The organism is Streptomyces sp. TLI_185 (assembly GCF_003814765.1).
Classification (GTDB): domain Bacteria; phylum Actinomycetota; class Actinomycetes; order Streptomycetales; family Streptomycetaceae; genus Streptomyces.
In genome coordinates this window covers 2,906,365-2,930,944 of record NZ_RKRB01000001.1, presented here as the reverse complement: position 1 = coordinate 2,930,944, position 24,580 = coordinate 2,906,365, and the positions used below count along the sequence as shown (strand labels likewise).

Sequence of the window (24,580 nt, the reverse complement as noted above, 5' to 3'; positions counted from 1 at the left end):
GGTCAGGCGAATGTGATGGTCGCCGGGGGGGGGGGGGGGGCTGTGAGGGGGCGGCGAACGCTCGGCCAGTCACTTGGGTGGAGGGAGTCCGGGCGCGGGTGCCCGACGCCTGTGGTCCTGGGGGCGAGCGGTTCCAGGGGGCCGTCGGAGGGTGCCGGTGTGCGAGGGGGTCAGGTGAACCGGACGGTTGTCGAACGGCTCTGAGTATCGCTCTGCGGCGGCGGTCCGGGGTGTCAGCGGCCGAGCGAGAAGCCCAGGACCACGCCCGCGGACACCTCCACCATGCCCGGCGCGAGATCGCCCGCCGAGCTGCCGCCCCCGCCGCCGTGTCCCCGGTACTGGCGGAACTCGTGCGACTCGGAGTCCACGTCCTGGATGTGCAGCACTGTCCCGAGCGGTACGCCCACGGCCTCCGTGTACACCTCGGCTTTGCGGCGGGCGGCGGTCACCGCCTTGCGGCGCGCCTCGTCCCGCAGCGCGGGCTTGTCGTGCACGTCGAACTCGACGCTGTCGATGTTGTGCGCGCCGGCGTCGACCGCGTCCACGATCAGGTGCTGGAGGTCGTCGAGCGCCTCGGTCTCGATGACATACGAGGCCTGGCAGCTGTACCCGAGGAACTTCCGGTCGGCGCCGTAACCGGAGTACTCCGAGCTCAGCTTGAGCCGAGAGCCCGACACCGACGCGTCCGGTATCCCATGCCCGCGCAACACCTCACGCAGCCGCGCCACCGCGGCACCCGCCTCCTGGAACGCCTTGTCCGGCAAGGGTTCCAGCACATCCACGGACAGCTTCACCCGGACCAGTTGCGGCTCGATCCGCACACTGCCGGCACCAAAAACGCTGAGCCCCCAAGGCTCGCTGATCGTCTCCGTCATGCGCGCATTGAAGCACTGCCCTTGGCCAACTCGCCGATGATTTCCTCCGCTTGGGCCATCACCCCCTCCACGAGCTCCGCACACGACGGCAGATCCCCGATCACCCCGGCGACCTGCCCCGACGCCATCACCCCGAGGTCCGTACGGCCGTCCACCATGGCCGCCTTCAGCAGCATGGGGGTGTTCGCAGCGAGCAGGACCTGACTCCAGGTGAGGTCCTTGCCATGCTTCATGGCGAGCCCGTCGCGCACCATCTGCCGCCAGGTCAGCCCCGACAGCCGACGGAAGCCCGCCGCCCGGCGGACCGCGTGGAAGAGGGCCTTCGCGCGGCCGGAGTTCTCCAGGGAGTCCACCAGGTCCGTGCGGAGCATCCGGTGGGGCAGGCCGTCCACCGCCCTGGTCACCGTGACGTCCCGCACGGTCGCCGCCAGGTACCTCGCCTTCACCGTGTCCGGCACCGTCGAGTCCGCCGTCAGCAGGAACCGCGTGCCCATCGCGATCCCCGCCGCCCCGTACGCCAGCGCCGCGACCAGCCCCCGTCCGTCGAAGAAGCCGCCCGCCGCCACCACCGGTATCCGCACCGCGTCCACCACCTGCGGCAGCAGCACCGTCGTCGCGACCTCGCCGGTGTGCCCGCCACCCTCGCCGCCCTGCACGATCACGGCGTCCGCGCCCCACGCCGCGACCTTCTCCGCATGCCGGCGCGCGCCTATGGAGGGGATGACGATCACGCCCGCCTCCTTCAGCTCCGCGATCAGCTCGGCGGAGGGCGCGAGGGCGAAGGAAGCCACCCGCACGCCCTCCTCGATCAGGATCCGCACCCGGTCGCCGGCATCCGAGGCGTCGGCCCGCAGATTGACCCCGAACGGCGCGTCCGTACGGGACTTGACCTCACGTACCGCCTCACGCAGCCGGTCGACGGTCATGGTCGCGGAGGCCAGGATGCCCAGCGCGCCCGCGTTCGCCGAAGCGGAGACCAGACGCGGGCCCGCCACCCACCCCATGCCCGTCTGCACGATCGGATGCCGGACCCCGACCAGCCGGGTGAGAGCCGTCTCCCTCACGAACCGACCTCCCTGACGCGGCCGCCGGCCGCGTCGATCACCTCACGGATGAGCCGCAGCTCCTCGGCGGTCGGCTCACGCGTCGGCGGCACCTCGTACGGGACGGCCAGATCGAAGCCCGTCGCCTCTGTGACCTGCTCCACCGTGACACCCGGGTGCAGTGAAGCGAGCCGCATCGAGTGGTCGGGGGTGGCAAAGTCGAAGACGCCCAGATCGGAGACGACACACGGGATGCGGTGATAGCGCGCACCGGCCGCACGGTCGTATCCGACACCGCAGACCATGTCGACCTTCTCGACGAAGACGCGCCGCGAATGCCTCGGCACCCAGTAACTCGTCGGATTGTTCAGGGTGTTGACCGGTGCGCCCCGCACCCCGAGCAGCTGCCGTGCGGGCCGTTCCCAGTCGCCGATGCAGGAGATGTTCTGGTTGCCGAACCGGTCGATCTGGCTCGCGCCCATCATCACGTGCCGGCGGCCACTGGACACCAGGGCAAGATGCTGCCGGTACGGCAGCCACCCCTCCGGCGTCCCGTCCGGGCGGACCAGCATCGCCTCACCGTCGGTCAGCAGCAGGTCCGGGGAGAAGGTGAGCCGGGCGAGACGGGCTCCGATGGACGGGATCAGTCCCATGGGGCTGGCGAGCACCTCACCGTTGCCCCGCCAGGCCTCGGCGCAGGCGATCACGCAGTACTCGGCGCGGCTCACCTCGCTCATGTCGCCTCCCCGACCGCCGACTGGTAGGCCTGTTCGTCCCCGGCCAGGAACCGTGCGGCGAACTCCGGCCAGGGAGTGGACGCGTACTGCTTCTGGAAGGCCTCGTCCCGCCCGTAGTCGGGCGCGCAGGAGGTGAAGTGGGCGCCGTTCGGGGCCTCGACGACCCCGGTCACCGTATGGCGCTTGACGAGCAAGGTCTGCGGTGCGGCCTCCTTCGTCAACTCGGCGGTGTCGACGATCCGTTCGCACGACAGGTACGCCGCGTCCGCCGCTTCGCAGAACAGGTCGTCGAAGTACGGGTCGGGGCCCAGATACTGCCCGTTGCCCAGCCGGTCGGCGCGGCCCACGTGGACCAGGGCCGCGTCCATCCGCAGGGCGGGCATCGCCACGAACGTCTCCCCGTCGTCGTAGGGCGAAGTCACCGTCCGCAGCCCGGGGTTGACCCGCATCACGTCCGAGCCGATCCCGGCCCGCACCGGCAGGAACGGCAGCCGGTTCGCCGCCGCGTGCAGCCCCCACATGAACATCGCCTCGTCGATCTCCATCAGCTCCAGGGCACCGCCCTCGCGGGCTGCGCGGTAGTGCGGTTCGAGGGGGATGGAGTCGAGGGTGACGAAGGGCGCCACCAGTTTCCGGATCCGTCCGGCGGCCGCGAGCATGCCGACGTCCGGGCCGCCGTACGAGATGACGGTGAGGCCGTCGATGCCGGACCGCAGCAGCGCCCTGACCAGGGCCATGGGTTTGCGTCGTGAACCCCAGCCGCCGATGCCGAGGGTCATGCCGCTCTGCAGACGGGAGACGACCTGCTCGGCGGTCATCGTCTTGTCACTCACGCCTGTGCACCCTCCCTCTCATCCCTCTCGTCCCTCTCCTTGCCGAAGGCGTCACGCACCCGGTCACCCACCCCGACCGCGTTCGCCTCGTAGGTGAAGCCCTGCTCGAAGCGGTAGCTGCGGCGCACGTCGACCGGGTCGATGCCGTTGATGGCGGCCTTGGCCAGACGCAGCAGCTCCCCGTCCTTGGCGGCTATCTCGCGCGCCAACTCCAGGGCGGCGGCGTGCAGTTCCTCCCGTGGTACGACCCGCCACACCGAGCCGTGCGCGTGCAGCTCGGCGGCGGTCGCGGTGCGGGAGGTGTAGTACAGCGCGCGCATCAGGTGCTGCGGGACCAGCCGGGACAGGTGTGTGGCCGCGCCCAGGGCGCCCCGGTCCAGCTCGGGCAGCCCGAAGGTGGCGTCCTCGCTCGCCACGATCGCGTCCGCATTCCCCACCAGCCCGATCCCGCCGCCCAGGCAGAAACCCTGCACCGCCGCCACCACGGGCACCGCGCACTCGTACACCGCTGCGAACGCCTCGAAGCAGCCGCGGTTGGCGCCGGCCAGCGCGCTCGGCCCGTGTGCCTGTATCTCCTTGATGTCCACGCCCGCGTTGAACCCCCGCCCCCGCGCGGCCAGCACCACGCACCGCACCTGCGGGTCGCGGCCCGCGGCGCGCACCGCGTCGGCCAGGGCGAACCAGCCGTCCACCGGCAGCGCGTTCACCGGGGGGAAGTCGACCGTCACGACGGCGATGCCATTTTTTTCGGGCCCCTTTTCCGGGGGCGAGGTGGAGACACCCATGGGCACATCAGCTACCTTTCCAACCAACGCCTTTCCACCAAACATTTGTTAGGTGCGAGGCTTCGAAGCTAGCAGCCGTCGGATCGGAGCGGGAAGGCCTGTGGATAAGTTGCGCCGGCCGCAGCTGAGCGGCAGGACCGTCGTCGTCACCGGCGGCACCCGCGGCGTCGGGGCCGGGATCGCGCAGGCCTTCGCCGAGGCCGGTGCCGAGGTCGTCGCCTGTGCGCGCCGCCCCCCCGAAGTTCCGGTCGAGGGCGTCGAGTTCGCGCCCCTCGACCTGCGCGATCCACCCGCCGTACGTACCTTCTTCGCCGGACTCCCCCGGCTCGACGTCCTGGTCAACAACGCGGGCGGCGGGCCCTACCGCCTGCTGGCCGACGCGGAAGCCGAGCGGCACGCGCGCGTACTGGAGCTGAACCTCCTCGCGCCGCTGACGGCCTCCCTCGCCGCGTACGAACACCTCAGGCGGGCGCAGGGCGCCGTCGTGATGATCGGCAGCGTCAGTGGCAGCCGCCCCTCACCGGGTTCGGCAGCCTACGGGGCGGCCAAGGCGGGCCTGGAGAGCCTCGCCCGATCGATGGCCGTGGAGTGGGCGCCCGAGGTGCGCGTCAACACCCTCGTCGTCGGCATGGTCCGCACCGAGCTGGCCCACCTCCACTACGGCGGCGAGGACGGCATCGAGGCGGTCGCCCGCACGGTGCCGCTCGGCCGCCTGGCCACACCCGCCGACGTGGGCGCGGCCGCGGTGTTCCTGGCCTCCGACGCGGCCGCCTACATCAGCGGGGCGAGCCTGCTGGTGCACGGGGGAGGGGAGCGGCCGGCGTTCTTGGAGGCGGCAACTGCCAACAAAGACAAGCGAGATGGCCGGACACGTGAGATGGGCGGAGACGTGAGATGAGCGGAATCTGCGACGGGCGGGTCGTGGTCGTCACCGGCGCCGGCCGCGGACTGGGGCGAGCGCACGCGCGCGCGTACGCGGCGGAGGGCGCCCGGCTGGTCGTCAACGACCTGGGGGTCGGCCTGGACGGGGCGCCGGACCCCGGCAGTCCCGCCGGGCGGGTGGCGGAGGAGATCCGGGCGGCGGGCGGCCAGGCGATCGCCCACGGCGGCGACATCGCCACCACCGAAGGAGCGGCCTCCCTGATCGCGACGGCCCTGGAGACGTACGGCCGGCTCGACACTCTCGTCAACAACGCCGGCTTCCTGCGCGACCGGATGCTCGTCAACCTCGACGAGGACGACTGGGACGCCGTCCTGCGCGTCCACCTCAAGGGCCACTTCCTGCCGCTGAAGCACGCCGCCGCGCACTGGCGGGCCGAGGCCAAGGCGGGCCGCATGCCGGTGGCCCGCATCGTCAACACCAGCAGCGGTGCCGGGCTGTTGGGGTCGGTCGGGCAGGGCAACTACAGCGCCGCGAAGGCCGGCATCGTCGGCCTGACGCTGGTCGCGGCGGCCGAACTGCGCCGCTACGGCGTCCAGGTCAACGCCGTCGCGCCCGCCGCCCGCACACGGATGACGGAACGCACCTTCGCCGAGACGATGACGGCGCCCGCCGACGGCTTCGACGCGATGGCCCCCGAGAACGTCTCCCCGCTCGTCGTCTGGCTCGGCTCCGAAGCGAGCGCCGGTGTGAGCGGGCGCGTGTTCGAGGCGGAGGGCGGCCGGATCACGGTCATGGAGGGCTGGCGGCCGGGTCCGAGCGCCGACAAGGGTGCGCGCTGGAATCCCGGCGAGGCCGGCGAGGCGGCGCTGAAGCTGCTGGCGGAGGCGGCGGAGCCGGGCGCGGTGTACGGGGCCTGAGCGCGCTCAGCCGGTGAGACGGGCGGCGGCCTTGCGCTGCTCCTCCGTCATCACCTGCAGGAAGCGGATCACGGTGTCCAGCTCGTCCGTGCTGAACTCCTCGCACGCCGCTGCGATGTCGCGCGCCCACTCCTCGAAGAACGCGAAGAGAGGGGCGATCTTCTCCCGGTTCAGCTCGACGAGCACCCGCCGCTTGTCCGTCGGATGCTTGACCCGGCGTACGAATTCCTTGGCTTCGAGGCGGTCGACCAGGCCGGTGACGGATGCGGGAGCCAGGCCGGTGCGCTCGGCGAGGTCCTTCGCGGTGAGCGGGCCGTGCCGCTCCAGGAGGTCGAGGGCCTTCTCCTCGCTCGGGATCAGGCCCTGCCTGGCGGACACCGCGGAATGGAACATCACGGTGGCCCCACTGTTCTCCCGGCCCACGGCGAACAGCCGCAGCAGCGTCTCGGCCCGCCGCTTGTCGTCCATGGGGACGGCCGCCTCGAGGTTCGGCACCAGGGGCCGTTCGGATCCCGTCTCGCTGCCGTTCATGGCGTCAGCGTAGCAAATATTTCGTTCGGTCGAACTAAGTACTTGCGATCACGGCAGTGTCGGTGCAAGTCTTTCGTTCGTCCGAACGAAATAAATCTGGACTCGACGACATCCGGACCCAACGGGAGACGCCATGACCACCACCCTCGCCATGTCCCCGCCCGCCGAGGCGGATCCGTATCCGCGCCGCTGGGCCGCCGCCGCCGTGATGATGATCGCGGCGCTGATGGACCTGCTGGACGTGACGATCGTGAACGTGGCGATCCCGTCCATCGGCCGTGACCTCCACGCCTCGCAGAGCGACCTGCAGTGGCTGGTCTCCGCCTATCTGCTGGGCTTCGCCGCCACACTGATCGTCTCCGGGCACCTCGGGGACCGCTTCGGGCGCCGCGGACTGTTCCTCGCCGGCACCGCGGGCTTCGGCCTGGCGAGCCTCGGCTGCGGCCTCGCCCAGACGCCCGGACAGCTCATCGCGGCGCGAGCCGTGCAGGGCGTGCTGGCGGCGGTGCTGATACCGCAGGTGCTCGGCTCGTTCCGCACACTGTTCGCGGGCAAGGAGCGCGGCGCCGCATTCGGGATGTACGGGGCCGTCGCCGGGTTCGCCTCGGCGGTGGGGCTGCTGCTCGGCGGCCTGCTGACCGATGCCGATCTGTTCGGCTGGGGCTGGCGCTCGGTGTTCCTGGTGAACGTGCCGGTCGCGGTGGGCACGCTGGTCGCCGGGCTGGTGCTGGTGCCGTCCACGAAGGAGCGGTCGGCCCGACGGCCGGATCTGCTCGGGAGCGCGGTGCTGGCGGCCGGACTGGTGGCGATCGTGCTGCCGCTGGTGCAGGGCCGCGAGAACGGATGGCCGGTGTGGGGCTGGGTCTGCCTCGCCGCGGGTGTCTGCGCCGTCGCAGGGCTCGGGGTGTTCGAGGCACGCCGACGTGGTGCGGGGACGGTGCCGCTGCTGCCGGCGCGGGCCTTCCGGCTGCCCGCGTTCTCGGTGGGCGTGCTGGTGCAGCTGCTGTTCTCGGTCGGCATGCAGGGGTTCTTCCTGGTCTTCGCCCTCTGGCTGCAGGGGAGCGAGCGGTACACGCCGATGCAGGCCGGAGTGGTGAGCGTGGCCTTCTCGGTCGGCAGCTTCCTTACGGCACCTGCCGCCGACGCACTCGCGATGCGGTTCGGGCGCCTGGTGCTCGGGGCCGGTGCGCTGATGATGGCGGCCGGTGTCTGCTGGGTGTGGGCGGCGGTCACCGGAGCGTCCGCCGCGCACACCGGCGCCTGGCCGCTCGTGCCCGGGCTGGTGATCGCGGGGGCGGGGCTGGGCTTCCTGGTGGTACCGCTGGTGAACGTGGTGCTGTCCGCGGTGCCTGCTGAGCTGGCGGGCGGGGCGTCCGGGATCTTCTCCACGGCGCAGCAGTTCGGCGGCGCGCTGGGGGCGGCCACGGTCGGCACGGTCTTCTTCAACCACGCAGGCAACGGTCTGACGGACGCACTGACGGCGGCAATGCCCTGGGTGACCGCGGTGTTCGTGGCATGCTCGGCCCTGTGCGCCGCGCTCCCACGCCGGGCAGGAAATCCAAGCCTGTCCGGCGTTTGAGGACGAGGCCGTTCAGGCCGAACGGGGTCTGGGGGCGGAGCCCCCAGACCTCACTGCACCGCCTGGAGCAGCACCCCTAGGTGTCACATTCCAGCACCGTCCGGCACAGCGCACACCGCGCGCGGACGCGCCCCCGTACCGGCACCCGGATCTTCTGGTGGCAGGTCGGGCAGGGGAACGAGACACGCAGGCGGCCGCCGCCGTCGGGGGTGAAGGTGTAGGGCACACCGGGCTGGGGCCCGGGGGCGTGGCGGCGGTCACGGGCGTAGCGGCGGCGGCCCGCCCAGCCGGCGGCCGTCAGCGGAGGCTGCTGCTCGTCGTGGCGGGCCTGTGCCATACCCCTGGTGTACGCCTCGTAGGCCTGGGGGCTGGTGAACCAGATCGACGGGTCCTCGTGGAAGACCAGTGCGCGTTTCGCCAGGACGTAGCCGAACTCCTCGGGGGTCAGATAGCCGAGTTTCTGGGAGGAGGCCGAGTCCTCCCGGTAGGCGTCCAGCAGCAGCCAGCCCGCGCCCAGGTAGGTCGTCGCCGTGTCCGTGAGGATCTCGTTGTCGCGGGTGCCGGGGAAGGACAGGTCCAGGCGGTGCAGATACACGTGCATGATCTCGTGGGCCAGGGCGGCGCCGATGTCGCGGCGGTGGGTGCGGAAGCGGTCGTTCAGCTCGACGAAGTACTCGGGGCCCGCGGCGAGTTCGACGTTCGCCGCGTGCTGCATCTCCCGGAAGCTGACGATCAGCCGGGCGTCCGGCAGCCGGTAGTGGCGCACCAGCTCGCGGGCCACCCGCTGCGCGCCCAGATAGAGGTCGTCGGTGTCGCAGAAGGCCACATCGGCGGGCAGGACGCTGCTGGAGAAGGTCTGGATGGTGTCGTACGACAACCGTTTGTAGAGCGCGGTGATGGCGGCCCGCACCGTCTCCAGGTGTGGGTAGCCGTGCTCGACCGGTCCGCCGTTCGCCACGCCTGAACCCCCAAGACGCCCTGAACCCGATTCCACTCTACGGGGAGGTGGGCGGAAACTCCCTGGCCGGGTTCCAGCGCGCGTGCATGACCCCCGGCCTCGTCATGCAGGCCCCTTGATCTTCATGCTGTGGGCCGCTCCGCCCGCGCCGCCGGCCCGGCCCCCTGAAGATCGCCGCCGCTCTCTAGAGGGCCTGCAGGAGCGCACCCCCCGCTGACGCCTCCTCGAACTCCAGCAGCCACACCTCGTTGTCGCCCTCGCACAGCACCGGCCCGGGCACGTACAGGGAGCGCTGGGGGCCCGCCGACCAGTAGCGGCCCAGGTTGAACCCGTTGACCCAGGCGAATCCACGGGTCCAGCCCGGCAGTTCCAGCCGAGCGTCCCCGGCGCCCCGCACCGTGACGGTGCCCCGGTACAGCCCCGGCGCACCATCTTCGGCAAGCGGCTGGAAGGGGACGCCCCCGATGTCGTCCAGCGCATCCAGACGCAGCCCACGCGCGCGTACCCCGTGCACATACTGCCGCTCGTGCAGCAGACCCCCGGTGATCCCCTTGGGCTCACCGCTGCGCGGCCCGTAGTTGACGCGTCCCAGGGACTCCACCCACAGCTCCACGCGCGCGTGCCCGGCGACGGGCTCCTTCAGCTGCTCGTCGCCCTCGGCGAGAACCCCGGCCCGCTCACCGTCGACGTACACCACGGCCAGATCCCGCAGACCGCGCGCGGTCAGCGGATAGGGCTGCCGCGGCCCGGGCACCGTCACCGCGTACCGTACGAGCCCCCGGTCCACGTCCAGTTCCTCGAAGGTCGGCGGCACCGGAGCCGAGGTCTCCGGGCCTCCCCGCGCCTCCAGTACGGCGCCCAGCGGCGCCCACCCGTCCAGGCGCACCTCGGCCGGCGCCCCCAACCGTGCAGGCGCGGGCGGCAGTTCGGGCAGCGGCCCGTCGGCGTACTCCGCGAGGACCTCACGCAGCCGCCAGAACTTCTCCGTCGGACGGCCGAACTCGTCGATCGGTGCGTCGTAGTCGTACGACGTCACATCCGGCTCCAGCGGCCCCTCGTGCAGCGCGCCGCCGCCCCTGTTGGCGCCCGCCCAGCCGGCGAAGCTGGTCCCGCCGTGCGCCATGTACAGGTTGACCGAGGCCCCGCACTCCAGGACCTCCCGCAGGGCGGCCGCGGCGTCGTCGGCGCCACGGGTGATGTGCTCGCCGCCCCAGTGGTCGAACCAGCCGCACCAGAACTCCATGCACATCAGCGGCCCTTCGGGACGGTGCCGGCGCAGCGTCTCGAACCCCTCGCGCGCGTGCGAGCCGAAGTTCACCGTGGCGAGCACACCGGGGATGCAGCCGCTGCTGAGCATGTGGTCCTCCGGGCCGTCCGAGGTGACCAGCGGCACCGTGACACCCGCATCCAGCAGCACGTCGGCCAGACGGCGCAGATACGCGGCGTCCGAGCCGTAACTGCCGTACTCGTTCTCCACCTGCACCAAGATCACCGGGCCGCCGCGGTCGATCTGCCGCTCCACGATCCGGGGCAGCAGCACACCGAACCAGCGCTCCAGGTGTTCCAGGAACCGCTCGTCACGGGTACGCGCGCGCGTGCCCAGCTCGCCCGTCAGCCAGTGCGGCAGCCCGCCGTTCTCCCACTCGGCGCAGATGTACGGCCCCGGCCGCACGATCGCCCACAGCCCCGCCCGCCGGGCCGCGTCCAGGAAACGGCCCAGCGCCTGCACGTCCTCGAAGCGCCCCGGCCGCGGCTCGTGCAGGTTCCACGGCACATACGTCTCCACGCAGTTCAGGCCCATCGCCCGCAGCATCGCCAGCCGGTGCCCCCAGTGCTCCTCGTGCACCCGGAAGTAGTGCAGCGCACCGGACAGCAGCCGCACCGGCCGCCCGTCCAGCAGGAAGTCCGCCTCGCCCACCGTGAACTCACTCATGCACCCCAGCCTCACCCCTGGCATCGATCACCGTCCATGGACAAAGATCAGCGCTGCTTGGACGAAAACACGACCGCCGGACGACGGCCCGATCAGGTCCCGGGCACCGGTCCGAACGACGCCGGGAGGAGCGCACGCGATGTACCACACCTGGATGCGGTTCTTCACGCCCGGACCGGTCCACCACCGCCTCGGCCTGGTCTGCCTCGGCGTCGGCCTGCAGTACGGCGCCCTGCCCACCGTCGGCCCCCGCACCCTCGACCACCACGTCGCCGTCGTCATCAGCACCGGCAGCGGCTGGTACCGGCACCCCGACGGCCGCCGCACCACCGTCACCGCACCCGCCCTGCTGTGGCTCACCCCCGGCATACCGCACCACTACGGACCCGACCCCGACACCGGCTGGGACGAGGGGTTCACCGTCTTCACCGGGCCCGCCGCCACCACGTACACCGAACTCGGTTACATCGAACCCGGCCGCCCCGTCGTCCCCCTCTCCGACGCCACCGGCCCGCGCGCCGTCATCGGCCGCATCGCCCGCGCCGCCCGCCGCGGCAACCCCCTCCTGGAGGTGGAGACCGGCGCCGCCGTCCACGAACTCCTCGTCGCCCTGCGCCGCGCCCGAGCCGACCTCGCCCCCGACGGCGACCTCGTCCTCAAGGCCCTCGCCCGCGACGCCTGCCTGCCCCTGTCCGTCGCCGACCACGCCGCCCGGCACGGCATGACCCCCGCCGAACTGCGCACCGCCGTACGCCGCGGCGCCGGCTGCAGCCCCAAGGACTACCTGCTCGGCATCCGCCTCGGCCGCGCCAAGGAACTCCTCGCCGCCACCGAACTCCCCGTCGCCGCCGTCGCCCGCCGCGTCGGCTACGACGATCCCGCCTACTTCTCCCGCCTGTTCACCCGACGCGTCGGCATGCCGCCCGTCCGCTTCCGCGCCCAGGAGTACCGCGCCGTCCCCGGCGGCTGGAGCAACCGCATCCCCGACCCCGACGATCCACCGATGATCGAACCCACGCACGCCACGTAGGCTGGGCGCCCATGACCACCAGCAACACCGGCACCCGCGATGTCGACCCCGCCGTCCGCGAGGAACTTGCCCGGCTGCGCGACAGCATCGACAACATCGACGCAGCCGTCATCCACATGCTCGCCGAACGCTTCAAGGCAACCCAGCAGGTCGGCCACCTCAAGGCCGCACACAGACTGCCGCCCGCCGACCCGGCTCGCGAGGCCCGCCAGATCGAGCGCCTGCGCGCCCTCGCCGAAAGCGCCAAACTGGACCCGGCCTTCGCTGAGAAGTTCCTGAATTTCATCATCGCCGAAGTGATCCGCCACCACGAACGCATCGCGGACGACGCCGTGAACGGCTCTGCAAAAACGGCGAATTGACCTCGGTGGATGCCGCAGAGGACGTGACAGAAGGGCCCGCACGGGGCATGCTGCGCTGTGCACTCCTTGTCAGCTGACGGCCACGGCCCGTCAGTACCTCGGACATAAGCTGGTTGTCTCGCGGGAGGGACGACGGGCCATGCCGGAAGCCAAGATCCTCATCGTGGACGACCACGAGGACACCCTGTACGCCCTGGAGAGCGCCCTGGCCCCGCTGGGCTATCAGCTGGGCCGCGCCACCAACGGCGACGAGGCCCTCAAGCAGGTCCTCCGCGGACAGGTCGGCCTCCTCCTGCTCGACGTCCGCATGCCCGGCGTCAGCGGCCTGGACGTGGTCCGCTACATGCGCCGCGTGGAACAGACCCAGCACATCCCGGTCATCCTCCTCACCGGCTTCGGCCTCGACCAGTTACTGACCTCCACCGCCTTCGCCCTCGGCGTCGCCGACCTCGTCATGAAACCCATAGACCCCTGGTCGCTGCGGACCAAGGTCCGCTACCTCTACGACGCCCACCGCCGCCACCTCGCCCTGGAGCAGGAGGTCCGCGAACTGCGCGCCCTCGTCAAGGACCACACCGACGCCGACGACGACGCCCACCGCCCGGCCGCTCTGCCCCACCCCGACGCCCGCCTCCCCACCCAGCGCATCGGCCAGGCGCACAACGGGGAGCTCGAAGAGGAGCGGACATAGGCCGCGTACCGGTCCGCCCCTGTGCCTTGTCAGCGCCATCGGGCAGCATTACCTGCATGTCCGTTCTGACGCGCGACGAAGCGCAGACCCGTGCCAAGCTCCTCGACGTCCACCGCTACACGATCGACCTCGATCTGACCACCGGCGACGAGACCTTCGACTCCCGCACCGTCATCCGCTTCACCGCGCGCACGGACGCGGACACCTTCGTCGAGCTCAAGCCCGACCAACTGCGCACCGCCACCCTCGACGGACAGCCCCTCGACCCGGAAACCCTCGACGGCAACCGCCTTCCCCTGAACAACCTCACCGCCGGCGAGCACGAACTGCACCTCGACGCGAGCATGCGCTACTCCCGCACCGGCGAGGGCATGCACCGCTTCACCGACCCCACCGACGGCGAGACCTACCTCTACACCCAGCTGTTCATGGAGGACGTCCAGCGCGTCTTCGCCGCCTTCGACCAGCCCGACCTCAAGGCCGTCTTCGACCTGACCGTGAAGGCCCCCGAAGGCTGGAGCGTCCTCGCCAACGGCATGACCGAACACCTCGGCCAGGGCCGCTGGCAGGCAGCCACCACCCCCCTGATCTCCACCTACCTCGTCGCCGTCGCCGCCGGCCCCTGGCACTCCGTGCGCACCGAACACCGCGACCTGCCCTTCGGCCTGCACTGCCGCCGCTCCCTCGCGCCGTATCTGGACGCGGACGCCGAGGAACTCCTCGAGATCACCAAGCAGTGCTACGACCGCTACCACGAGAAGTTCGAGGAACCGTACCCCTTCGACTCCTACGACCAGGCGTTCGTCCCCGAGTTCAACGCCGGCGCGATGGAGAACCCCGGACTGGTCACCTTCCGAGACGAGTTCGTCTACCGATCCGCCGTCACCGACACCGAGCGCCAGACCCGCGCCATGGTCATCGCCCACGAAATGGCCCACATGTGGTTCGGCGACCTCGTCACCCTCCGCTGGTGGGACGACATCTGGCTGAACGAGTCCTTCGCCGAGTACATGGGCTACCAGACCCTCACCGAAGCGACCCGATTCACCGACACCTGGACCGACTTCGGAGTCGCCCGCAAGGCCTGGGGCTACGACGCCGACCAACGCCCGTCCACCCACCCCGTAGCCCCCGAAAACGTCAACGACACGGCCTCCGCCCTCCTCAACTTCGACGGCATCTCCTACGCCAAGGGCGCCTCCGCACTACGCCAACTCGTCGCCTGGCTCGGCGAGAAGGACTTCCTCGCCGGCATCAACACCCACTTCGCCCGCCACCGCTTCGCCAACGCCTCCCTCGCCGACTTCATCGACTCCCTCGCCTCCGCCACCGAACGCGACGTCCACGCCTGGGCCGACGCCTGGCTGCGCACCACCGGCGTCGACACCCTCACCCCCGTGGTGACCCCCGGCGACGACGGCACCTGCACCCTCACCGTCGAGCACACCGGCAGCCGCCCGCACCGCATCGCCGTCGGCCTCTACGACCCGGACGTCGCCGACGAGGGCCGCCACCTCATCCTGCGCGACCGCCTCGACCTCGACATCCCGCACACCACACCCGAGCCCGTCGGCAAACGCCCCGCCCTGCTCCTCCTCAACGACGGCGACCTCACCTACGCCAAGATCCGCTTCGACCCCGAATCCTTCGAAGCCGTCCGCACCAGCCTCTCCGGCCTGCCCGACCCCCTCACCCGCGCCGTCGTCTGGAACGCCCTGCGCGACGCCGTCCGCGACGGCCAGCTCCCGCCGACCGCCTACCTCGACACCGCCCGCACCCACCTCCCGCACGAAACCGACCTCGCCCTCGTCCAGGGCGTCCTCGCCTTCGCCACCACCAAGGTCGCCGACCGCTACCTCACCCCAGAACAGCGCCCGGCAGCCCTGACCACCCTCACCTCCCTGTGCCGCGACCTCATCCGCCGCACCGAGGACGGCGACAACCCCGGCCTGCGCCTGATCGCCGTACGCCACCTCATCGACGTCGCCGCCCACCCCGACACCATCGCCGCCTGGCTCGCCGACGGCACCGTCCCCGGCGGCCCCGAACTCGACCCCGAACTGCGCTGGCGCGTCCTCGCCCGCCTCGCCGTCCTCGGCGCCACCGACGAGCAGGCCATCGCCGCCGAACTCGACCGCGACCCCTCCGCGACCGGCCAGGAAGGCGCCGCCCGCTGCCGCGCCGCCCTGCCCGACGCCGAGGCCAAGGCCAGGGCCTGGCAGGCAATGTTCGGCGGAGACGACCGCACCGACCTGTCCAACTACCTCTTCACCGCCACCGCCCGCGGCTTCTGGCAGCCCGAACAGGCCGACCTGGTACGCGAGTACGTACCCCGCTACTACGAGGACGCCGTCACCGTCGCCGCCCGCCGCGGCCCCGCCATCGCCACCGCCGTCGGCCGCTGGGCCTTCCCCGCCCACGCCGTCGACACCGAGAACCTGCACCTCGGCGAGGAGTGCCTCAACACCGCCGACCCGATCCCCGCCCTGCGCCGCACCCTGGCCGACGAACTCGACGACCTCGCACGGGCGTTGCGAGTGAGGGAGGCGTAGGCACCTTCAGCCCGTCTGGGGGTGCCCCCTCTGGGGGAGTCTGAGGACGAGGCCCCTTAAGGGCCGAAGCGGGGGTCTGGGGGCGGCAGCCCCCAGGCTGCGGCACCACCACCGCCACCAACGCACCCCCGGCCCAAGCCCCGCAGGGACCCGCAGGGCCACCCTTTCGGGTTCCGATCGTTGAACCTCCCGGGCACGCGCACGCATCCACCGACAAGCTGGAACTCCCTCTGCCGCGTGCCCGGGAGGAACCCCATGAGCACACCGAGCCTCGCCTCCGGCCCCCAAGGCCCCCACGCCCTACGGCCGTTGCTCGACACCGTGCTCCAAGCACTCGACGAGGGCGCACACGCACGCGGAGGACCCCTGCCCGCCGGCGGACCCGCCGCCGTCGCCGCACGCCTACGGGCCGCCCTCGGCGACGTACTGCCCAAGCACGGCGACCCCGACGCCCTGCGCACCCTCGTGTACGCCCTCGCCGAAGGCGCCGCCGACCCTGCCGACCCACTGTGCGCCGCCCACCTGCACTGCCCGCCCCTCGCCCTCGCCACCGCCGCCGACCTCGCCGCAAGCGTCCTCAACCCCTCCCTCGACTCCTGGGACCAGGCCCCGGCGGCATCCGAGCTGGAGACCCTCGTCACCCGCGCCCTCGCCGCCGAGGTCTACGCAGGACCCGCCACCCCCGCAGGCCCGCACCGGCCATCACCACACCACGGCGACAAAGCCCAGCCCGACGCCCTGATCACCACCGGCGGCACCGAATCCAACCAACTCGCCCTCCTCCTCGCCCGCGAGACACACGGCCCCGGCCTCCGCCTGATCTGCGGCGCCGGCGCCCACCACTCACTGCCCCGCGCCGCCTGGCTCCTCGGCCTGCCCGACCCCGTGACCATCCCCGCCCCCACGGGCACCCTCGACCCCGCCGCCCTCAACCAGGCCCTCACCACCCTCCCCGGCCCCCACCTCGTCGCCGCCACCGCCGGCACCACCGACGCCGGACTCATCGACCCCCTCCCCGAGATCGCCGCCCTGTGCACCGCCCACCACGCCCGCCTGCACATCGACGCCGCCTACGGCGGAGGCCTCCTCCTCAGCGACCGCCACCGGAAAAAACTCACCGGACTCGAATACGCCCACACCATCACCCTCGACCTGCACAAACTCGGCTGGCAGCCGGTCGCAGCCGGCCTCCTCGCCGTACGCGACCCCCACGACCTCACCGCCCTGAACCAGCACGCCGACTACCTCAACGCCGACGACGACACCGAAGCCGGCCTCCCCGACCTCCTCGGCCGCTCCCTGCGCACCACCCGCCGCCCCGACATCTTCAAGATCGCCGTCACCCTCAAAACCCTCGGCCGCACCGGCCTCGGCGCACTCGTCGACCAAGTCTGCGACCGGGCACAGGAGTTCGCCGCCCTCGTCCACGACCACCCGGGCTTCGAGCTCTACGACCGCCCCACCATCAGCACGGTCCTGTTCCGGCCCGCGCACACCACCGACGACGCCGTCGCCGCCGTACGCCGAAAACTCCTCCACCAGGGCCGCGCCGTCCTCGGCCGCGCCCACCTCGACGGCCGTCTCTGGCTCAAAGCCACCCTGCTCAACCCCCACACCCGCCCCGACGACCTCGCCACCCTCCTCACTCTCGTCGAGAAGGCGGCCGACGAACCCGCCTGAGCGAAGCCGCCCGCGACGGACCCGCCCGAGAGGGGCCCGCCTGAGACCGACCAGCCCATGCGGGACCAGCCCGAGAGGGGCTCGCTCGAGACGGAGCCGCCTGAGACGAACCTGCCCGAGAGGGATCCGCCCGAGAGGGGCTCGCCTGAGACGAACCCGCCTGAGACGAACCCGCCCGCGAGGGACTCGACCGCGAGGCACCCGCCCCGAGACGAACCCGCCCGCGAAGTCGAAGAACTCACCGAAGACTCCGCCGAAGACCCGTGGAAGGAACCACCCGATGAGCACGCCCCCGCACCCACACCCCCCACACCACGAGCCCGACGCACCCCGCGACCTCGTCGGCATCGGCATCGGGCCCTTCAACCTCTCCCTCGCCGCCCTCGCCCACCCCCTCGCCGAACTCGACGCCGCCTTCTACGACCAGCGCCCCTCCTTCGCCTGGCACCCCGGCCTCCTCATCGACGGCGCCCGCATCCAAGTCCCCTTCCTCGCCGACCTGGTGACCCTCGCCGACCCCACCAGCCCCTGGACCTTCCTCAACCACCTCAAATCCCGCGACCGCCTCTTCCCCTTCTACTTCGCCGAGCGCTTCCACATCCAGCGCGCCGAGTACGACACCTACTGCCGCTGGGTCGCAGCGGGCCTCCCCGGACTCCACTTCGGCCACCAGATCGACGCCGTCCGCTGGAACCCCGAACGCGACGTCTTCGAAGTCGACTACACCCAACTCGGCCCCGACGGAGAAGCCGAAGCCCTCGGCCGCACCCACACCCGCAACATCGCCCTCGGCATCGGCACCGAACCCCACATCCCCGAGCCCCTCAAAACCCTCGTCGAAGCCCCCGGCGTACCCGTCGTCCACTCCGCCGACTACCTCGCCCACCGCGACACGATCCTCACCGCCGACCACATCACCGTCATCGGATCAGGACAATCAGGCGCCGAAATCTTCCTCGACCTGCTCCGCGCCCGCCCCACCGGCCGCGAAAAACTCCACTGGCTCGGCCGCACCGAGGCCTTCGCCCCCATGGAGTACTCCAAACTCGGCCTCGAACACTTCACCCCCGACTACACCCGCTACTTCCACGCCCTCCCCGAAACCGTCCGCGACCGCCTCGTCACCAGCCAGTGGCAACTCCACAAAGGCATCGACACCGACACCATCGCCGCCATCCACGACGAGCTCTACAACCGCACCCTGAACGGCGGCTGGCCCGACGTCGTCCTCACCCCCGGCGTCCGCGTCCGCACCGCAGGCCGCCTCGCCACCACCAAAGTCGAACTCCACCTCGAACACACCCAGCAGGACACCCGCTCCCGCCTCACCACCGACGCCGTCATCCTCGCCACCGGCTACCGCGAACGCCCCCTCGACCGCCTCCTCGCCGGCCTCGACCCCTACCTGCGCCGCGACAGCCGCGACCGCCCCCGCATCGACGAACACTTCCGCCTCGCCCTCGACCCCTCCATCAGCGCCTCCAACTGCCACATCTACGTACAGAACGCCGAACGCCACACCCACGGAGTCGGCACCCCCGACCTCGGCCTCGCCGCCTGGCGCTCCGCCACCATCCTCAACTCCCTCACCGGCAAGGAGACTTACCCCCTCCCCACCCGAACCGCCTTCACCACCTTCGGACTCGACCAGCAACAGCACCCGCACATCCCGCGCGCCCGCCAGGCACCCGTCCTCACCCCCCTCGTCGACGACAGGCAATGAGCCACAAAGAGGCAGGAAGAACTCCGGCGGCCTGGCTCCTCGGCACCGACCACCCCTTTCGACGCCGTCATCGGCATCGCCGCCGCCGTCGCCGACCCCGCCCAACCGGACCGGATCCGCCCCGAGTACAACGCCGGCGACGGCCTCCACGTCCACGACGCCGGCGCAAAAGCCATCGCCGACGCCGTGGACCTGTCACTGCTCAAGCTCCAGACGCTCTAGAAAACCGGCACACCACCCCGCGTCAGCCGCCAGTCCACCGACGCGAACTCCTTCGGGTCCAGCACACCCTTCGCCGTCACCCACTCCGCGATCCGCGTACGGATCTCCGTCGACTCCGACCACAGCTCCGTCGCCGAGGCCACATGCGGGAACGCGCCACCACCGTTGGCACGGTAGTTGTTCACCGCGAACACGAACTGCTGCGCGTCATCCAGCGCGGCCCCGTTGTAAGTGAGGTTCTTGATCCGCGACCCGGCCGCCTGGGCGATGTCGATGTCGTACGACAGCCCCGACACGTAGTCGTAGTTGTAGTCCGGGCGGCCGTTCGCATTCGTCAGCTTCTCCACGTCGACGGTGGCGTCCGCCGCCGTCTGCACGAAGTACTCCGCCGAGTACTCCAGGTACGCCCGCAGCTGCGCCCCCGTCATCAGCTTCGCAACCAGCGTGTTGTCGTACACGTACAGGCTGGAGAGATCCCGGATCGTCACCTTGCCGACCGGGATCTCCGAGGTCCGCGAGAACGGCGAGGCCTGCGCGACCACCGGCAGCGAGGCATACGAGGTGCCCGCCAGAGCCGCCTTGACCACATCCTCCTGGACCCTGGTGATCAGATCGATGATCGGGACATCCTTGTAGCGCGCCTCGACCGTCGTCAGCGTCCCGGTCGCCGTACCGACCACCTGGTTGACGTACTCCACCACCTTCGCATGCTCGTCCGACAGCAGTTTGGTGATCTTCGGATCGTCGGCGACCGAGTTGGAGTTCAGCACCTTCGACGACACCGACTCCACCGCCCAGCGGCCCCTCGCGAAAACCAGCTCGACATCGAAGACCGACAGCCGCTCCGCATACGCCAACGGCTCCGACAACACCACCGTCTTCCCCGTCTTGGCGTTGGTGACCTTCAACTCCGGGATCTCCACATGCGCGTGACCGACCAGGATCGCGTCGATGTCCGCCACCTGCTGCGCCACCAGCGCCGCCGAGTTCTCCACGTACGGCAGCTGGTCACCGTACGAAGAAGTGCCCGAGGAGCCACTGTGCGCGGAGACGATGACGACATCCGCACCCATCGACTTCAGCTTCGGCACCCACTTCGCCGCCTGCTCCTCAAGGCCGGGGAACTCCAACTTCCCCTGCACATACGCCTTGTCCCAGATCGCGATACCCGGGTTCGTCAGCCCGAGCACCGCGACCCTGACCGGCGGCAGGCCCGGCACGTGGAACTTCTTGATGAAGTACGGCGGGAACGCGGGCCTCTGCGTCTTCGCATCCACCGCGTTCGCACCCAGCAGCGGGAAACGGCACTGCTGCTCGAACCTCCGCAGCGTCTCGATGCCGTAGTTGAACTCGTGGTTGCCCAGCGCCGCCGCGTCGTACCCGATCGCGTTCATCGCCTGCGCCATCGGATGCACCGGACCGCCCTCGGCGGTGATCGGATCGACCTTCGCGTAGTAGTACGTCAGCGGAGTGCCCTGGATCGTGTCGCCCGCGTCCAGGAGCAGCGTGTTGCACCGCCCCTTCTCCTCACGCAGCTGGTTCACCAGCGTCGAGATCCGGGCCAGGCCCTGCGCGTTGCCCGCCTTGTCCGAGTAGTCCGCGTCCTTGAAGTAGTCCCAGTTGAAGACGTGCCCGTGCAGGTCGGTGGTGCCCATGACGGTCAGCGCGTACCGCTTGGCGGGCCTCTTCGCCGCCGTGACCTCGGCCGCCTGCGCCGCCGGAGCCGCGACGGCGCTCGCCACCGCCACCCCCGCTCCGGTCGCGGCGGACTTCTGCAGGAACTTCCGGCGGTTCAGAGGGTTCAAGGGCATGTCAGGATCTCCTCAGCGAATGGTCAACAACGCGCGTAGATTCTGACCCGGGCATGGCAAGCAGCAACAGGCCTTCCAGGTTGCGATCTGATGACCCAACCCCCGCCCACCGGACGCCGTAACCGGCCAACAACTGACAGAGTGGGACGCATGACCACCCCACCCACAGACGCCACCCACCCCGCCGTCCCCTACGGCACCCCCGACGCCCCCCGCATCGCCGTCCGCGGCGAAGCCCGTCTCGAAGTCGACCCCGAAATCGCCCGCATCGGCATCACCGTCGCCGCCCGCGGCAAAGACCGCCGCACCGCCCTCGACGACCTCACCCGCCGCAACACCACAACCCTCGACCTGATCAAGACATACGGGGAGGCCGTCGAACACCTGGAAACCGGCGCCTTCTCCATCAGCCCCGAACTCAAGGACAAAGGCCGCGGCGAACGCATCCACGCCTACCACGGACGCGTCCACATCACCGCCGAACTCACCGACTTCACCGCCCTCGGCGAACTCACCACCCGCCTCGCCGACCTGGAACTCACACGAGTCGACGGCCCATGGTGGGCCCTGCGCCCCGATTCACCGGCGTACCGGAAAGCCCGACAGCAAGCGGTGAGGGAAGCCGTCCAACGAGCGAGGGAATACGCAGAGGCCCTCGGCACCACACTGGCCGCGCTGGTGGAACTCGCCGACATCGGAGCAGAGGACGCACAGCCCTACCCCCCGGCCCCCGGCACCCGCATGCGCTCCATGGCCTACGGCGCCGCAGCCCCCGAAGACACCGCCGCAGCACTCGACCTCGAACCCGAACGGCAACGCGTATACGCCGCCGTCAACGCCCGATTCACCATGGCCCCACCACAGCTCTGAAACCACACCCCAAGCCGTTCGAATGCTCATCGGAGCATGCGTCTGCACAATTCAATACTTGTCAACGCCCCTTCATCCAAAGGTTGTTGAGTAGTCACGCACGCCCAATTCTCTACCCACCGGTAAGGCCTAGGCTCAAAACCATGCGCCGAGCAAAGATCGTCTGCACTCTGGGCCCCGCCACCGACTCGTACGACCAGATCAAAGCCCTGGTCGAAGCCGGAATGGACGTCGCCCGATTCAACCTCAGCCACGGCACCCACGCCGAACACGAGGAGCGCTACCAGCACGTACGAAAGTCCGCCGACGAAACCGGCCGCAGCGTCGGAATCCTCGCCGACCTTCAAGGCCCGAAGATCCGACTCGGCCACTTCACCGAAGGCCCCGTACTCCTTGAACGCGGCGACACCTTCACTATCACCGTGGAGGAAGGCGCCCAAGGCGACGGCCACACCTGCGGCACCACATACCCCGGCCTCGCCACCGACGTCACCCCCGGCGAACGCATCCTCGTCGACGACGGCAAGGTCTGCCTCGAAGTCACGTCGGTCGACGGCCCCCGTGTCCACACCAGGGTCATCGAAGGCGGCATGGTCTCCGACCACAAGGGCCTGAACCTCCCGGGCGTCGCGGTCTCGGTCCCCGCCCTCTCCGACAAGGACGAAGCGGACCTGCGCTGGGCCCTGCGGACCGGCTTCGACGTCATCGCACTGTCCTTCGTCCGCAGCGGCCGCGACATCGAAGACGTCCACCGCATCATGGACGAGGAAGCACGTCGGCTGCCCGTCATCGCCAAGGTGGAGAAACCCCAGGCGGTCGACGCGATCGACGACATCGTGGCCGCCTTCGACGGCATCATGGTCGCGCGGGGCGATCTCGGCGTCGAAATGCCCCTGGAACAGGTCCCGATCGTCCAGAAGCGCGCCATCAAACTGGCAAAGCGCAACGCCAAGCCGGTGATTGTGGCGACCCAGATGCTCGACTCGATGATCGACAACTCGCGCCCGACGAGGGCGGAGGCGTCGGATGTCGCCAACGCTGTGATCGACGGCACGGACGCGGTGATGCTCTCCGGCGAGACGAGCGTCGGCAAGTACCCCATCGAGACGGTCCGTACGATGGCCAAGATCGTCGAGGCAGCGGAGGAGGACATCCTCGCGAAGGGCCTCCCGCCGCTGACGGAACGGAACAAGCCCCGCACCCAGGGCGGCGCGGTCGCCCGGGCGGCGGCGGAAATGGGCGACTTCCTGGGCGCCAAGTTCCTGGTCGCCTTCACCCAGTCGGGAGACACGGCCCGACGGCTGTCCCGCTACCGGTCGCCGATCCCGCTGCTGGCTTTCACACCGGAGCCGGCGACGCGGTCGCAGCTGAGTCTGACGTGGGGGGCGGAGACGTTCCTTGGGCCGCATGTGGACTCTACGGATGCGATGGTCGACCAAGTGGACGAGCTGCTGTTGAAGTACGGCCGCTGCGAGAAGGGTGACGTCGTGGTGATTACGGCGGGGTCGCCTCCGGGGGTGTCGGGGTCGACGAACATGGTGCGGGTGCATCACATTGGGGAGGACGACAGTCCCAAGTAGGGGCTGGGTTAGTACTTGGGGCCCACGTGGGCGTCGAGGAGGGCGACGGAGGCCTTCTTGGCTACAGAGATGTTGAACGGGATCCCGTTGCGCATGCATTGGGTCCACGCGATGCCGAGTTTGTCGAGGGTGTCGGTGTAGAGCCGGCGGATGTCGACGGAGACATTGGTGAAGAAGTACCGGGGGTATTCGTAGCGCTTGCGCTCACCGCGTACCAGTCGGGTGGTCCAGTTGGTGATGCGACAGCCGTCGGAGTGGATGAGGCCGCGGATGAATTCCCAGGGCTGGGCGTCGACGATTTCCTGTTGCCAGGGCTGGAGAGCGATGGTGCGCTCGTGCTTCTTTCCGGGGCCATGCTGTGGAAAGAGGTGGGGCCACTGCCGGGAGTAGCTCGTCACCGCTGCGCAGCCCTGCCTCTGGAGCGTGTAAACGCCGACGCCCGGGACCACTTTCAGGATGGCCTCGCGGCACTCTTGGAGGAGGCCGGGCCACGCGTCAGCGCACGCGATCCTGAGGTAGTGACCCGTGCCGCGTGGGTGGGCGCTGATGCAACCCTCGCCGAGATAGAGGCCCAACAGGTAGGCGTGCGCGACTTCGTCGGCGGGTGGTTCGGGATCCGGAGGCGCCATGCGAGGTAGGGGTTCAAGACGGTCCTGCCACGAGCGGATCGCTGCGCGGGAGATACCCGTCTCCTTGCTTACGGAGTTCAGGCTGCGCCCTTGGGTGACTAATGCCAGCGCCAGCTTGCGCGTGCTGATGTCGTACATGTGATCACCCTGCGAGAGTGATCGCGACGACGCGCAGCAAAAAGCGGATGTTCACGAGAACGTGGACATCCGCTTTTCAGTGGCGACCTTCGAATCGAAGGAAAAGTGCCCCGGGTGGGATTCGAACCCACGCTGTCGGTGGTTTGAGCACCGTGTCTCTTCCGCTGGACTACCGAGGCTTCCTGTAAAACAAAGGTTGGCGGTCACCCGCCGTGTTC

Annotated in this window: 21 protein-coding genes and 1 tRNA gene; 11 read left to right on the top strand and 11 right to left on the bottom strand. The window is 70.2% G+C overall.

What is annotated here, in order from left to right; all coding sequences use genetic code 11:
* Positions 1-233 precede the first annotated feature (233 nt).
* From EDD92_RS13315 to EDD92_RS13295, 5 genes are read right to left on the bottom strand one after another with little or no spacing between them, the layout of a single operon-like run.
* Complete coding sequence (locus tag EDD92_RS13315; protein WP_123964507.1) at positions 234-875, bottom strand: SIMPL domain-containing protein; 642 nt, start codon at positions 873-875, stop codon at positions 234-236.
* Positions 872-1,939: a nitronate monooxygenase family protein gene (locus EDD92_RS13310; protein ID WP_123964506.1), complete on the bottom strand. Its 1,068-nt coding sequence runs from the start codon at positions 1,937-1,939 to the stop codon at positions 872-874. Before EDD92_RS13310 ends, EDD92_RS13315 begins: the two co-directional genes overlap by 4 nt.
* Complete coding sequence (locus EDD92_RS13305) at positions 1,936-2,655, bottom strand: CoA-transferase subunit beta (RefSeq protein WP_123964505.1); 720 nt, start codon at positions 2,653-2,655, stop codon at positions 1,936-1,938. The genes EDD92_RS13310 and EDD92_RS13305 overlap by 4 nt, the downstream gene beginning before the upstream one ends.
* Positions 2,652-3,488 (bottom strand): CoA transferase subunit A, encoded by an 837-nt coding sequence (locus EDD92_RS13300; RefSeq protein ID WP_123964504.1) that lies wholly within the window; start codon positions 3,486-3,488, stop codon positions 2,652-2,654. Before EDD92_RS13300 ends, EDD92_RS13305 begins: the two co-directional genes overlap by 4 nt.
* Entirely contained in the window at positions 3,485-4,273 is a 789-nt protein-coding gene (locus EDD92_RS13295) for an enoyl-CoA hydratase family protein (protein WP_123964503.1), read from the bottom strand. Before EDD92_RS13295 ends, EDD92_RS13300 begins: the two co-directional genes overlap by 4 nt.
* A 100-nt stretch (positions 4,274-4,373) precedes the next feature.
* On the opposite strand from EDD92_RS13295, the gene EDD92_RS13290 reads away from it, so the two are divergent.
* Positions 4,374-5,171 carry an SDR family oxidoreductase gene (locus tag EDD92_RS13290; RefSeq protein WP_260326524.1) on the top strand — a complete coding sequence of 266 codons (798 nt, stop codon included), beginning with the start codon at positions 4,374-4,376 and terminating at the stop codon, positions 5,169-5,171.
* Complete coding sequence (locus EDD92_RS13285; RefSeq protein ID WP_123964502.1) at positions 5,168-6,073, top strand: SDR family oxidoreductase; 906 nt, start codon at positions 5,168-5,170, stop codon at positions 6,071-6,073. The genes EDD92_RS13290 and EDD92_RS13285 overlap by 4 nt, the downstream gene beginning before the upstream one ends.
* 6 nt (positions 6,074-6,079) lie before the next feature.
* Here EDD92_RS13285 and EDD92_RS13280 read toward each other — a convergent pair whose 3' ends face one another.
* Complete coding sequence (locus EDD92_RS13280; RefSeq protein ID WP_123964501.1) at positions 6,080-6,604, bottom strand: MarR family winged helix-turn-helix transcriptional regulator; 525 nt, start codon at positions 6,602-6,604, stop codon at positions 6,080-6,082.
* Positions 6,605-6,737: 133 nt separating this feature from the next.
* On the opposite strand from EDD92_RS13280, the gene EDD92_RS13275 reads away from it, so the two are divergent.
* Positions 6,738-8,183 carry an MFS transporter gene (locus EDD92_RS13275; protein ID WP_260326523.1) on the top strand — a complete coding sequence of 482 codons (1,446 nt, stop codon included), beginning with the start codon at positions 6,738-6,740 and terminating at the stop codon, positions 8,181-8,183.
* A 76-nt stretch (positions 8,184-8,259) separates the two neighbouring features.
* Here the strand turns inward: EDD92_RS13275 and EDD92_RS13270 are convergent, their stop codons facing one another.
* On the bottom strand, positions 8,260-9,141 hold the full coding sequence (locus EDD92_RS13270) for a hypothetical protein (protein WP_123964500.1): 882 nt from the start codon (positions 9,139-9,141) through the stop codon (positions 8,260-8,262).
* A 184-nt stretch (positions 9,142-9,325) separates the two neighbouring features.
* Positions 9,326-11,074 carry a beta-galactosidase family protein gene (locus EDD92_RS13265; protein WP_123964499.1) on the bottom strand — a complete coding sequence of 583 codons (1,749 nt, stop codon included), beginning with the start codon at positions 11,072-11,074 and terminating at the stop codon, positions 9,326-9,328.
* Between the two features lie 139 nt (positions 11,075-11,213).
* Between EDD92_RS13265 and EDD92_RS13260 the strand changes: the two genes are divergently transcribed.
* From EDD92_RS13260 to EDD92_RS13230, 6 genes are all read left to right on the top strand, one after another.
* Positions 11,214-12,104, top strand: coding sequence for an AraC family transcriptional regulator (locus EDD92_RS13260; RefSeq protein WP_123964498.1), 891 nt, complete (start codon positions 11,214-11,216; stop codon positions 12,102-12,104).
* Positions 12,105-12,115: 11 nt separating this feature from the next.
* Entirely contained in the window at positions 12,116-12,466 is a 351-nt protein-coding gene (locus tag EDD92_RS13255) for a chorismate mutase (RefSeq protein WP_099928096.1), read from the top strand.
* A 139-nt stretch (positions 12,467-12,605) separates the two neighbouring features.
* A complete protein-coding gene (locus tag EDD92_RS13250; protein ID WP_123964497.1) occupies positions 12,606-13,157 on the top strand; it encodes a two-component system response regulator in 552 nt (183 codons plus the stop codon).
* A gap of 56 nt (positions 13,158-13,213) precedes the next feature.
* Positions 13,214-15,709, top strand: coding sequence for an aminopeptidase N (pepN, locus tag EDD92_RS13245; protein ID WP_123964496.1), 2,496 nt, complete (start codon positions 13,214-13,216; stop codon positions 15,707-15,709).
* 255 nt (positions 15,710-15,964) lie between these two features.
* Positions 15,965-17,389, top strand: coding sequence for an aminotransferase class V-fold PLP-dependent enzyme (locus EDD92_RS13235; protein WP_123964494.1), 1,425 nt, complete (start codon positions 15,965-15,967; stop codon positions 17,387-17,389).
* 280 nt (positions 17,390-17,669) lie between these two features.
* Positions 17,670-19,112: a lysine N(6)-hydroxylase/L-ornithine N(5)-oxygenase family protein gene (locus EDD92_RS13230; protein ID WP_123964493.1), complete on the top strand. Its 1,443-nt coding sequence runs from the start codon at positions 17,670-17,672 to the stop codon at positions 19,110-19,112.
* Positions 19,113-19,330: 218 nt separating this feature from the next.
* On the opposite strand, the gene EDD92_RS13220 is transcribed toward EDD92_RS13230, so the two are convergent.
* A complete protein-coding gene (locus EDD92_RS13220) occupies positions 19,331-21,145 on the bottom strand; it encodes a bifunctional UDP-sugar hydrolase/5'-nucleotidase (protein ID WP_123964492.1) in 1,815 nt (604 codons plus the stop codon).
* 150 nt (positions 21,146-21,295) lie between these two features.
* Here EDD92_RS13220 and EDD92_RS13215 point away from each other — a divergent pair, with 150 nt between their 5' ends.
* The gene (locus EDD92_RS13215) at positions 21,296-22,015 is read left to right on the top strand and encodes an SIMPL domain-containing protein (protein ID WP_123964491.1); all 720 of its coding nucleotides are present in this window, start codon (positions 21,296-21,298) and stop codon (positions 22,013-22,015) included.
* 143 nt (positions 22,016-22,158) lie between these two features.
* Positions 22,159-23,595: a pyruvate kinase gene (gene pyk, locus EDD92_RS13210; RefSeq protein WP_123964490.1), complete on the top strand. Its 1,437-nt coding sequence runs from the start codon at positions 22,159-22,161 to the stop codon at positions 23,593-23,595.
* An 8-nt stretch (positions 23,596-23,603) separates the two neighbouring features.
* Here the strand turns inward: pyk and EDD92_RS13205 are convergent, their stop codons facing one another.
* Positions 23,604-24,362, bottom strand: a complete 759-nt coding sequence (locus tag EDD92_RS13205; RefSeq protein ID WP_123964489.1) for a helix-turn-helix domain containing protein — start codon at positions 24,360-24,362, stop codon at positions 23,604-23,606.
* A 106-nt stretch (positions 24,363-24,468) separates the two neighbouring features.
* A tRNA-Leu gene (locus EDD92_RS13200) sits at positions 24,469-24,541 on the bottom strand.
* Positions 24,542-24,580 lie beyond the last annotated feature (39 nt).